Below are 11616 nucleotides of genomic sequence, written 5' to 3' on the forward strand. Positions count from 1 at the left end.
CCGGCCCGCCGCGCCTAAGTGATTGAAACAACATGACGAAACTCGACATAATCTCTGATCCGATTTGCCCGTGGTGCTATATCGGCAAAACCAAACTGGACCGTGCGCTGGAAAAACATCCGGACCACGATCTGGTGGTCGAATGGCATCCCTTCCAGTTGAACCCCACCATGCCCGCCGAGGGCATGGACCGGCGCGAATATCTGGAGACGAAATTCGGTGGCAAGGAAGGCGCCGTCAAAACCTATGGCGCGATTGCCCAAGCCGCCGAAGATGCAGGAATCGACATCAATTTTGAGGGTATCAAGCGCACGCCAAGCACGCTGAACGCCCACCGTCTGCTGCACTGGGCCGCGCTGGAGGGCCACCAGAATGCTGTGGTGGACCGCCTGTTCAAAGCCTATTTCAAAGAAGGTCAGGATATTTCGGACGTGGATGTGCTAGTGGACATCGCATCGGGTGTCGGCATGGACGGCGCGGTTGTGCGCCGCTTGCTGGACGGGGATCAGGACACCAAGGAAATTCAGGAACGGGACGCAGCAGCCCGCGAACGGGGCGTGTCCGGCGTACCCTGTTTCATTATCGGCAAACATTATGTGGTTCAGGGGGCCCAGCCTACGGAACTATGGGAAAAAGTGATTAAGGAAATCAGCGACGCCCACGACAAGGCCGGTTCGTAACAGATACGATCCCTGAAATTTTATCCGGTGTAGGCCCGCCTGCCCCGTCTTTTGGAGTCCTCATATGGGAAAACGCCTTGCGTTGCCTGAATTTATCCTGCTGACTGCGCTGTTGTTCTCGCTTATCGCTTTTGGCACGGATGCGATGCTGCCGGCTTTTGGCCAGATGGCGGCGGATCTGAACACAAGCAACGCAAACCGCGTGCAACTGGTTGTGGCGGCGTTTGTTCTTGGCACCGGATGCGGACAGTTGATCAGTGGCCCGCTTTCCGATGCCATCGGCCGCAAGCCGGTGTTGCTTGGCGGAATCGGCGTGTTTATTCTGACCAGCTTTTGGGCGTGGGGCAGCCAGTCTCTTGAGATGTTGCTACTGGCCCGTTTAATTCAGGGGCTGGGCATTTCGGCCCCCCGCACCGTGGGCATGGCGATGGTGCGTGACCTCTACTCTGGTCGTCAGATGGCCCGCGTTGTATCACTGGCGATGATGATGTTCGTGCTGGTGCCTGCTGTCGCGCCGCTGATCGGTCAGGGCATCATGCTGGCGTTTGGCTGGCGGGCGATTTTCATGTCCTTTGTGGTGCTGGGCTGCGCGGTCGGGCTGTGGCTGTGGATCCGCCAAGAGGAGACCCACATTCCCGAAAGGCGCCGCCCCATGCGGGTGGCCACACTGGTTTCCGCGGCCAGAGAAATGGCACGATCCAGACGTGTTGTGGTGTCCCTGCTGGTTTTGTGCATGTCCTACGCCATTGTTTTCTCTTACATTTCCAGCGCACAACAGCTCTTTGTGGTCTGGCTGGACGCAGGCGCACGTTTTCCTTTCTACTTTGCCATCATCGCGCTGGTGTCCGGCTCTGCCAGTGCGTTGAACGCGGCTTTGGTGGTGCGTCTGGGCATGTGGTTGCTAAGCACAATAGGGCTCGCGCTGCTCGCGGTCGGGTCGATCAGCGTCGGAACCCTCATCGCGTCGGGCGTGATTTCCGGCGATGCTTTGCTTTACGTGGTGATCGGCTGGTCGATGATGTTGTTCTTTCTCAGCGGGCTGGTGTTTTCCAACGTAAACGCCTTCGCAATGGAGCCGATGGGCCATATCGCAGGCACCGCCAGCGCCATCATCGGGTCGCTGTCCACATTGGCGAGCATCGTGATCGCGGTGCCGATCGGGCAAATGTTTGACGGAACCGGTCTACCCCTGATGTTCGGGGTCGGTACCTGCGCTGCAATCGGATTTCTGCTGAATTTGGTTAACCCACGCACGGTTTGAACGCACGTTCTGAGGTGGTGGGGTTGGTCGGGCTTAAGCCCGACCTACGGTCCAATTATGCTTTGGCTTGCGCGGCGAGATCGCGGGCGATGATATAGGCACCCTTGATCTTGGTGTCGTCCTTGGACCAGTCGCGGCGTACGATAATCTTGTTGTCCTTCACTTTCGCCGTGCCATTCTGCTTTTGCAAAAACTCCACCAGCCCCGCCGGATTTGCGAATTTGTCATTGTGGAACTGGATCACAGCGCCTTTCGGCCCGCCGTCCAGCTTGGCAATGCCCGCCCGTTTGCACATGGATTTCACCCGCACAATCCGCAACAGCGTATTCACCTCGGAGGGCAGCTTGCCAAAGCGGTCGATCAGCTCGGCTGCAAACCCCTCCAGCTCCACCTTGGTGGTCAGAGAGGACAGGCGCCGGTACAACCCGAGCCGCACATCCAGATCGGGAACGAAACTTTCGGGGATTAACACCGGCACGCCCAGATTGATCTGCGGCGACCATGTGCCGCCATCATCCGAAAGCCCCTCCATCTCGCCCGCCTTCATCTTGGCAATCGCCTCTTGCAGCATCTCTTGATAAAGCTCGAACCCCACTTCGCGCACATGGCCCGACTGTTCATCGCCCAGCAGGTTCCCTGCCCCGCGAATATCAAGATCCTGCGACGCCAGCGTAAAGCCCGCGCCCAGCGAATCGAGACTCCCCAGCACCCGCAGCCGTTTTTCTGCATTTGCGGTCAACGGCTTGCGTGGTTTGGTGGTCAGATAGGCATAGGCACGGGTTTTGGACCGCCCGACCCGTCCGCGTATCTGGTAGAGCTGCGACAGGCCGAACATATCAGCGCGGTAGATGATCATCGTGTTGGCTGTGGGAATATCCAGTCCCGACTCTACGATGGTTGTGGCCAGCAGCACATCGTATTTGCCGTCGTAAAAAGCGTTCATCCGGTCGTCCAGCTCTCCGGCGGCCATCTGGCCGTTCGCGGTGATAAAGCTGACCTCTGGCACCTGCGTTTTCAGGAACTCCTCAATCTCGGCCAGATCGGACACGCGGGGCACCACAAAGAAGGACTGCCCGCCGCGATAGTGTTCCCGCAACAGGGCCTCGCGGATGGTGATCGTGTCGAACTCCGAGACATAGGTGCGGATCGCCAGCCGGTCCACCGGCGGCGTACCGATGATCGACAATTCGCGCACGCCCGACAGGGACATCTGCAAGGTGCGCGGGATCGGTGTCGCGGTTAGGGTCAGTACATGCACGTCAGAGCGAAGCTGTTTCAGCCGCTCTTTGTGGGTCACGCCGAAATGCTGCTCCTCGTCGATCACCAGCAGGCCGAGGTTGGCGAATTTGATGCCCTTGGCCAACAGCGCATGGGTGCCTATCACGATCTCAACACTGCCGTCGGCCATGCCCTGACGGGTCGCCTCTGCGTCCTTGGCGCTGACAAAGCGCGAAAGCTGGCGCACCCGGATGCCTGTATTGCGGAACCGTTCGGCAAAGGATTTATAGTGCTGACGTGCCAGCAATGTAGTCGGCGCAATGATCGCCACCTGTGTGCCCGCAGAGGCCGCAACAAAGGCCGCACGCAAGGCGACCTCGGTTTTGCCAAAGCCCACATCGCCGCAAATCAGCCGGTCCATGGGGGAACCCGATGCCATATCCCCGAGAACATCCTCAATGGCGTGCAACTGGTCGTCGGTTTCTGCATAGGGGAAACGGGCGCAGAATTTGTCCCAGGCCTCGACCGGCGGTTCCATCACCTCGGCCTTGCGCAAGGCCCGTTCCGCAGCAATCCGGATCAGCTTGTCCGCCATCTCGCGGATGCGTTCCTTCAGCTTGGCCTTTTTCGCCTGCCACGCGCCGCCCCCCAGACGGTCAAGCATGCCCTCTTCATGGCCAAAGCGGGACAGCAGTTCGATGTTTTCCACCGGCAGATACAGGCGGTCGTTATTGGCATATTCCAGCAGGATACAATCATGGGGCGCACCCGCCGCCGAAACCGTCTCCAGACCGCGATACCGGCCGACCCCGTGATCCAGATGCACCACCAGATCCCCCGGCGTCAGGCTTTGGGCTTCGGTCAGGAAATTATCCGCCCGCCGTTTACGCCGCGGGCTTCGGATCAACCGATCACCCAGCACGTCCTGCTCGGAAATCACCGTCAGGTCTTTGGCCTCGAACCCCTGCTCCAGCGGCCAAACGGCGAGCGCAACAGCGCCTTTGCCTTTCAGATCACCCAGCTTGGCGATCTCTACCGCGCCGTTAATATCCTGATCCGCTAGCAAGCCGCCCAGACGCTCCCGTGCGCCTTCGGAGTAGCTGGCAATCACCACATTGCCCTTTTTCTGGCGCTCCCTGATGTGATCCGCCAAAGCCCCGAACAGGCTGATGGTTTCCTGCTGGCGTTCCGGCGCAAAACTGCGCCCCAGACGCCCGCCTGCATCGGTGACATTGGGTCCGGTGCCTTGGGGAAGAACCGAGAACTGTTTCACCGTCAGATCGGTGATTTCCACCTCGAATGCGGCATCATCCAGATAGAGAAGATGGGGCGGACAGGGTTTATACACGCTGTCCATGCGGGATTTGTTGCTTAGCGCCTCTTTGCGGGCATCATATTGATCTGCAATGCTTTCCCAGCGGGACAGACGCGCCTGTGTGGTGCGGTCATCCAGAAACACCTGCGCGTCCGGCAGATAATCGAACAGGGTTTCCATCTTGTCATGAAAGAACGGTGCCCAGTGTTCGATGCCCTGATGCTTGCGCCCCGCGCTCACCGCTTCATAGAGCGGATCATCCGTGCCAGCAGCCCCGAATTCAATGCGATAGTTCTGGCGGAACCGCTGGATAGAGGGTTCGTCCAGAATGACCTCGGACACAGGGGCCAGTTCCAGCCGTTGCAGGGATTCCGTGGTGCGTTGGGTGACAGGATCAAACCGCCGCGCCCCGTCCAGTACATCGCCAAACAGGTCCAGTCGCACAGGCCCGCTGTCGCCCGGTGGATAGACATCAATCAAGCCGCCCCGGATCGCAAAATCCCCCGGTTCGGTGACGGTGGGCGCCTGCACGAATCCCATACGGGCAAAGAATTCCCGCAGGGCTTTCTCGTCCACCTGACGGCCGACCTCGGCCACGAAACTGGCAGAGTTCAGCGTTTCTCGGGCCGGCACGCGCTGGGTCACAGCGGCAACGGTGGTCAGAAGGATGAAGGGGCGGTCAAACCCAGCCGCCAGCGCCGCAAGAACCGCCATCCGTGCTGCAGAAATCTCGGCGTTGGGGGAAACGCGGTCATAAGGCAGACAGTCCCACGCGGGAAAGACAAACACCGGAACCTCTGGCGCGAACAGGCCAAGGGCTGTGCGCGTTGCGGCCAGTCGGGCGTCATCGCGGGCGATGTGCATCACCGGACCTTTGCCCTCTGCCAGCGCCGATGCCAGCAGATGTGCGTCAAATCCTTCGGGGGCGCCCCCGATCGTGCGGTGCTTATCGTTATACTGCTGTGCCATCAGGCGGATTTAGCGCAGCGGGTGACTTCGGACAAGGTGGAAAACCCGGCCTGCCTAGAAGGTGCCTGCATAGGGAGAAAACAGAATTTGCGACACACCCCAAAACGCTGCGAAAAAGATCGAAAAAGCGCCGATTCCCTGTTTTATCCGCCGGTGCCAGACATAGGCAGAATATAGCGCCTCGCCTTTCAGATCCCCGTCCCTCAGTTTACGGGCCAGATGGATCGACAGCCCCGAGACGATGGTCAACGGAAAGATCAGCAGAAAACCGGCCTGCATGAACTGGATGCCAAAAGAAAAGCCGAGCATAAAGATCGTTGCCAGAAAGAACGCCGCCAATCCGGTGAGCGCGACCGAATGGCCCTCAAACACTTCCAGCGTCTTGCGGATGTTAATTTCGATCTGGATCTCAAAGTCCGTCTGATACTGCCCGCCAAAGCGTTTGGCGTTGCGCGCATCCTCGTAAGGGACGCCAAGCGTCCAGTGCGTAGTACGGGTCCAGACCACAGCAAACACGATCCAGTACCAGATACTGGCAAAACTGCGTGAACCGATTACTTCCTGATAAAAGCCTTCCATCATCGGCCCTTCCGTCTGGTCTGGGCGCGGTGTTAGCCTATTGCGTCAATAATTCCAATTGCAGTTTGGGGCTTTTCTGGCGCATTTGGGGGAACCCGTCAAAAGGATCAACATATGGTACATACACCACCACCGTTTCCGGTGTCCCGCCCCCGCCGCAACCGCCGCACCGACTGGATGCGCGATCTGACGCGGGAGAACAGCCTGTCGGTCTCTGACCTGATCTGGCCGATCTTCGTGCGCGAAGGCGATGACGTGGTGGAGCCGATCGACAGCATGCCCGGCGTGAACCGCCTGAGCGTGTCCCGCGCGGTAGAAGCCGCGAATGAAGCGGCCAATCACGGCATTCCGCTTATCGCGCTGTTTCCCTATACCGATCCGGACAAGAAAACCCCCGATGCGGCCGAGGCATGGAACCCTGAAAACCTCGTGAATACGGCAACCCGTGCAATCAAGGCGCAGGTGCCTGATATCGGGGTGATGCTGGATGTGGCCCTTGACCCCTATAATTCTGACGGACACGACGGGATCGTGCGCGACGGCGTGGTTATGAATGACGAAACCCTTGGGGCGTTGGAGCAACAGGCGCTGGCACAGGCCGAAGCAGGCGCGGATATTCTTGGCCCCTCCGATATGATGGACGGGCGGATCGGCATCATCCGCCGTGCGCTGGAACAGCATGATTTCCCCGACACTGCAATTATGGCCTATTCCGCGAAATTCGCCTCGGCCTTTTACGGTCCTTTCCGCGATGCTGTTGGCGCATCGGGTGCGTTGAAGGGCGACAAGAAGACCTACCAGCTTGATCCGGGCAATTCGGATGAGGCCCTGCGCATGGTAGCGCGGGATCTCGACGAAGGCGCCGATATGGTCATGGTCAAACCCGGCATGCCCTATCTGGATATTTGTCAGCGGGTGAAGCAGGAATTTTCTGTGCCGACCTACGCGTATCAGGTCTCCGGCGAATACGCGATGATTGCGGGAGCGGGCGATCAGGGCTGGATTGATAAGGACAAGGCGATGCTGGAAAGCCTGATGGCCTTCAAACGGGCCGGATGTGACGGAATCCTAAGCTACTTTGCGCTGGAAACGGCTAAATTCCTGCGCCGTGACATGGATTTGTTCTAAACAAAAAACGGCGCCTTCTGGCGCCGCTTTTTTTCGTCTGGGGCTGCCCTGATCAGGCAACGTCGAGACATTCCCGTAGGAGAGATTTGTATTTGCGGGTTTCGGTGTAGGTGTCATGCCCGCCCCGCGCCGCATCAAGAGAGACAAGTGCCCGTTCCATCAAGCGCAGCGAACTGCCCATCGACCAGAAAGACGCTTGTACCGGCTCGCCCGTGACCATCGTAACCTTGCAAGGGCTGCCGTTGTTATAGACAAGCTCCAGTTCATTCACCGCTTTCTGTACGATCTGGGCAATATTATAGCGGTTTTCCTTGTCGCTCTCGCGGGAGACCACGACAAAACGGCCTGCCCCACAATAAGACAGCAGCGATTTTTCGCTGGAGAAACAGCTTTGTAATGCGGCCGCCACATCCCCGATAGTGTAATAGAGATCAAAGGCCGTGGTCCGGTCGTAAATCTCGTTGAATTCCTTGATCCCGAAGGCATAGACCTGCGTGCGCGAAATTTGCAGGCGAGAGAGTTGCAGGATGTAGTTTTCCATCTCCAGCTTGTCGATCATATTAGGGACGAAATCCACCTTCAGACCTTTTTCGCGGGTCAGCTTCATATCCTGTTCGATCTGCGCCTTGAGGGTCTGGGCGGCCTCAAAGTTGGTCTCGGCGCGGCGGCGTTCGCGCAGCAGATGGGTCACGGACTGGATGCGGGCTGCCAGATCCAGCGGCTTGACCGGCTTGCAGACGTAATCCGTGGCCCCTGCTGTAAAGGCGTCACGCACGCTGTCTTCCTTGGTCACGGTCGTGACCATCAGAATCGGCGTAGAGTTATATTCCGGTATCAGGCGGATTTTACGGCAGAGTTCGATCCCGTCCATGCCGGGCATTTCAATATCCAGCAGAATGACATCAAAAGGCTTGGGAGACTTGTTGAGGATCGCAAGCGCCACAGAACCGGACTCCGCGCATTCCAAAGTCTTGATGCCCATTTCGTCAAAGTTGTTCTTCAGGACTTCGAGGATCAGGGGATCGTCATCGACGGCTAATGCTCTCATATTCATTCCTCTCCACTCTAGGTAGATCCCCTTAGATGGTCCCTTTAAGGGGGGATTTCACTCTTTACGTGTGAACCTTTTTGCGTGGAAATGGTCTGAAAATAAGTTTGAAATTGGGCAAGATTAAGAAATTATTAACGATTATCCCCGCAGTTACCCACAGCCCGTTGATCGTGTTGTGGATAACTTGCATCGCAGATTTGAAAGTAAAACGTTTACTATCAGTATCTTATTGCTGCTGTGACAGTTCTTCAAGCTCCAGCCACTCCAGTTCGGCGGCTTCTAGCGCGGTCTCTCTTTCGGACAAGGCTTCGGTGGCTTTCTGAAATTTGACAGGGGCCGTTGTGTAAAGCTCCGGATCGGAAAGATAGTCGTGCAACTTGGCGATTTCCGCTTCAAGGCGCTCTATCACCTTTGGCAGCTCTTTCAACCTATGCTCATCCTTGAAGCTCATCTTTTTGGGCGCGGCTTTGGGCTTTTCGACCGGCTGCGCCTTAGATGCGGGCTTTTTGGGGTCTTTCTCTGCTTTCTCTGCCTTGCTGTCTTCCTTGCGCTGGGCCTGATAGTCCGACCAGCCGCCGGCATAGATCGTGGCCTCGCCATCGCCTTCCATCACGATAGAGGTGGTCGCCACGCGGTCGAGAAAATCGCGGTCGTGGCTGACCAGAAGAACGGTGCCTTCATAATCGTCGAGGATCTCCTGCAGCAGATCCAGTGTTTCCACGTCCAGATCGTTTGTCGGTTCGTCCAGCACCAGAAGATTGCTCTCTTTCGCCATCAGACGCGCCAGCAACAGCCGTGCTTTTTCCCCGCCAGACAAGGCAGAAACCGGACCACGGGCCTGATTCTCCGAAAACAGAAATTCCTTGAGATAGCCCACCACATGTTTGGGCGTGCCGCGTACCATGATCTGGTCGTTCTGGCCTGAAACACCCAGTTCCTTATCCTCGGTCAACGTATCCCAAAGCGAGACTTTCGGGTCGAGCACGGCGCGGTTTTGATCGAATATTGCGGGCAACAGATTGGTGCCGAGCTTGACCGATCCGGTGTCCGGTTCCAATGCTCCGGTAAGCATGTTCAACAGCGTGGTTTTACCGACACCATTCGGCCCGATCATCGCGATCCGCTCTCCGCGTGCGACGCGAATGGAAAACTCCCGAACGATGGTCTTTTCACCGAAGGATTTGGAAATATCCGTGGCCTCGATCACCCGCTTGCCGGATTTCTGACCACTGTCAAAGGCCATCGCCGCAGCCCCTGTCCGTTTGATCTGTGCGCCCCGTTCCGCACGCAAATCCGCCAGACGCCGCACGCGGCCCTGATTGCGTTTGCGCCGTGCAGAGATGCCTTCCACGGCCCAGCGGGCCTCGGCCTTGATCAGACGGTTCAGCTTGTGGCGCTGCTGGTCTTCTTCTTCAAAGGTCTTGTCGCGCCATTCCTCAAAGGCTTCAAATCCTTTGGGATGCTGGCGCACGATGCCGCGGTCCACCCACATGGTATCCCGCGTGAGCGAGCGCAAAAACGCACGGTCGTGAGAGATCAGGATAAAGGCATCGCGGGTCTGGCGCAGGTGATCCTCAAGCCATTTGATCGCCTCAATATCAAGGTGGTTGGTCGGCTCGTCCAGCAGCATCAAATCCGGCGCCTCGGCCAGAATTTTGGCAAGTGCGGCGCGACGGCGTTCCCCGCCCGATGCGGCAGACGGGGCCTGTTCAAGGTTCAGCTTCAAACCTTCGGCGGCCATCTCGACCTTATATTCCTCGCCCTGCTGCAAACCGGACATGGCGAAATCGCCCAAGGTTGCATACCCTGACAGATCAGGATGCTGGTCCATGTACCCCACAGAAACACCGGGCTGCACAAAGCGATTCCCCGCATCGGGTTCTACCAGTCCGGCAATCACCTTAAGCAGCGTGGATTTGCCCGAGCCGTTGCGCCCCACAAGGCAGATGCGCGCCCCTTCGTGAACGGTCAGCCCAACGCCGTCAAACAACGGGTTGCCGCCAAAGGTGAGCATGATATCGGAGAGGGTCAGTACAGGAGGATTAGCCATGCAGCCCCTATCGGTTATGCAGATTGCGCCGTCAAGGGGCGCTTGCTAGGGTCCCCCCAATTCAAAAGGAAAACTCTGATGACGGTCTCTAAATCCAGCCCGATGAACCCGCTTCTTGCAGCGACCATCACATCCCCCATCGTAGAATCCCGGAGCTGGGTTGAAAATGTGACCTTTTCCGACGACATGCCTTTGATCAACGTCAGTCAGGCCGCGCCGGTTGATCCGCCCCCTGCCCCGATGCGTCAGGCATTGGCGGAATCGGTGCTGAACGATGTCAGCGCCCATCTCTACGGTCCGGTTCTCGGTCTGCCGGACCTGCGAGAGACGCTCGCCCGTCACTGTGCCATGACCTATGGCGGCGCGATCTCTGCGGGGAATGTGGGTATCACCTCCGGTTGCAATCAGGCGTTCTGCGCGGCGATTTCCTCGCTTGCCGGTCCGGGGGATGCGGTGATCCTGCCCGCACCTTGGTATTTCAACCATAAGATGTGGCTGGATATGGCGGGGATTGAATGCCGCGTGCTGATGTGCGGTGACGATATGCTGCCCGACCCGCAGCAGGCGGCTTTAATGATCGACGATCGGGTGAAGGCTATCGTGCTGGTGACGCCGAACAACCCGACCGGCATGGAATATCCGGACGGGCTGATTACGGCATTCTACCAACTGGCGCGGAAATCGGGGATTTCACTGGTGATCGACGAAACCTACCGGGATTTCCATTCTGCCAGCGGCGCCCCCCACAGCCTGTTCAACGATCCAGACTGGTCTGATACGCTGATCCAGCTTTACTCTTTCTCCAAAGCCTACCGACTGACCGGCCACCGCGTTGGCGCAATTGTCTGTTCGCACCAGCGCATGACAGAGGTGGAGAAATTTCTCGACACGTTAACCATTTGCCCCAACCAGCTTGGCCAGCGCGGTGCCCTTTTCGGGATGCGTAATCTTGGCAACTGGCTGGCACGGGAACGGGCCGAAATTCTCGACCGCGCCAGCGCCATGCGCACAGCCTTTCCGCAACTGGAGGGTTGGGCGTTGAAAGGCTGCGGCGCCTATTTCGCCTATGTCTCACACCCGTTTGACGCGCCGTCCGATCAGGTAGCCAGAGCGCTGGTGGAGAAATCCGCCATCCTCGCCCTGCCCGGCACCATGTTCAGCCCCCGCAGGGAGGAAGGCGGCAACGGCCATGCCGAACAGCATATGCGGATCGCTTTTGCCAATGTGGACCAGAGCGGAATTGATAGGCTTTTCGCGCGTCTCGCGGCATTTTCCATCCCATAGCCCCGTTATTATACCATCGGGCAAGGGGGCGCCCTGTGTTGCCGCTTGCCCTCCGGCGTTTTGCTGCCTAAAACCTGCCTT

The 11616-nt window shown here is 58.1% G+C and carries 8 protein-coding genes; 4 read left to right on the forward strand and 4 right to left on the reverse strand.

The window, feature by feature from the left end; genetic code table 11:
- Positions 1 to 32: 32 nt before the first annotated feature.
- Both BFV97_RS04305 and BFV97_RS04310 read left to right on the forward strand, forming a co-directional pair.
- Entirely contained in the window at positions 33 to 680 is a 648-nt protein-coding gene (locus BFV97_RS04305) for a DsbA family oxidoreductase (protein ID WP_069299121.1), read from the forward strand.
- Positions 681 to 744: 64 nt separating this feature from the next.
- Positions 745 to 1941: a multidrug effflux MFS transporter gene (locus BFV97_RS04310; protein ID WP_069299122.1), complete on the forward strand. Its 1197-nt coding sequence runs from the start codon at positions 745 to 747 to the stop codon at positions 1939 to 1941.
- 55 nt (positions 1942 to 1996) lie between these two features.
- Here the strand turns inward: BFV97_RS04310 and mfd are convergent, their stop codons facing one another.
- Together mfd and BFV97_RS04320 are read right to left on the reverse strand one after the other, a co-directional pair.
- Positions 1997 to 5443 carry a transcription-repair coupling factor gene (mfd, locus tag BFV97_RS04315; protein WP_069299123.1) on the reverse strand — a complete coding sequence of 1149 codons (3447 nt, stop codon included), beginning with the start codon at positions 5441 to 5443 and terminating at the stop codon, positions 1997 to 1999.
- A 54-nt stretch (positions 5444 to 5497) separates the two neighbouring features.
- Complete coding sequence (locus tag BFV97_RS04320; RefSeq protein ID WP_069299124.1) at positions 5498 to 6025, reverse strand: hypothetical protein; 528 nt, start codon at positions 6023 to 6025, stop codon at positions 5498 to 5500.
- Between the two features lie 111 nt (positions 6026 to 6136).
- Here BFV97_RS04320 and hemB point away from each other — a divergent pair, with 111 nt between their 5' ends.
- Complete coding sequence (gene hemB / locus BFV97_RS04325) at positions 6137 to 7150, forward strand: porphobilinogen synthase (RefSeq protein ID WP_069299125.1); 1014 nt, start codon at positions 6137 to 6139, stop codon at positions 7148 to 7150.
- A 52-nt stretch (positions 7151 to 7202) separates the two neighbouring features.
- Here hemB and BFV97_RS04330 read toward each other — a convergent pair whose 3' ends face one another.
- Together BFV97_RS04330 and BFV97_RS04335 are read right to left on the reverse strand one after the other, a co-directional pair.
- Positions 7203 to 8198, reverse strand: a complete 996-nt coding sequence (locus BFV97_RS04330) for a response regulator (protein WP_069299126.1) — start codon at positions 8196 to 8198, stop codon at positions 7203 to 7205.
- 229 nt (positions 8199 to 8427) lie between these two features.
- On the reverse strand, positions 8428 to 10251 hold the full coding sequence (locus BFV97_RS04335; protein ID WP_069299127.1) for an ABC-F family ATP-binding cassette domain-containing protein: 1824 nt from the start codon (positions 10249 to 10251) through the stop codon (positions 8428 to 8430).
- Positions 10252 to 10329: 78 nt separating this feature from the next.
- Between BFV97_RS04335 and BFV97_RS04340 the strand changes: the two genes are divergently transcribed.
- A complete protein-coding gene (locus BFV97_RS04340; RefSeq protein ID WP_069299128.1) occupies positions 10330 to 11535 on the forward strand; it encodes an aminotransferase in 1206 nt (401 codons plus the stop codon).
- Positions 11536 to 11616 lie beyond the last annotated feature (81 nt).

This window comes from Neptunicoccus sediminis, assembly GCF_001719615.1.
GTDB classification, from domain to species: domain Bacteria; phylum Pseudomonadota; class Alphaproteobacteria; order Rhodobacterales; family Rhodobacteraceae; genus Amylibacter; species Amylibacter sediminis.

Bases quoted from the DNA above. Each gene is read 5' to 3' on its own strand.
- BFV97_RS04340 (WP_069299128.1), top strand. From the start codon at position 10,330: ATGACGGTCTCTAAATCCAGCCCGATGAACCCGCTTCTTGCAGCGACC.
- BFV97_RS04310 (WP_069299122.1), top strand. From the start codon at position 745: ATGGGAAAACGCCTTGCGTTGCCTGAATTTATCCTGCTGACTGCGCTG.
- hemB (WP_069299125.1), top strand. From the start codon at position 6,137: ATGGTACATACACCACCACCGTTTCCGGTGTCCCGCCCCCGCCGCAAC.
- BFV97_RS04320 (WP_069299124.1), bottom strand. From the start codon at position 6,025: ATGATGGAAGGCTTTTATCAGGAAGTAATCGGTTCACGCAGTTTTGCC.
- BFV97_RS04330 (WP_069299126.1), bottom strand. From the start codon at position 8,198: ATGAGAGCATTAGCCGTCGATGACGATCCCCTGATCCTCGAAGTCCTG.
- BFV97_RS04335 (WP_069299127.1), bottom strand. From the start codon at position 10,251: ATGGCTAATCCTCCTGTACTGACCCTCTCCGATATCATGCTCACCTTT.
- mfd (WP_069299123.1), bottom strand. From the start codon at position 5,443: ATGGCACAGCAGTATAACGATAAGCACCGCACGATCGGGGGCGCCCCC.
- BFV97_RS04305 (WP_069299121.1), top strand. From the start codon at position 33: ATGACGAAACTCGACATAATCTCTGATCCGATTTGCCCGTGGTGCTAT.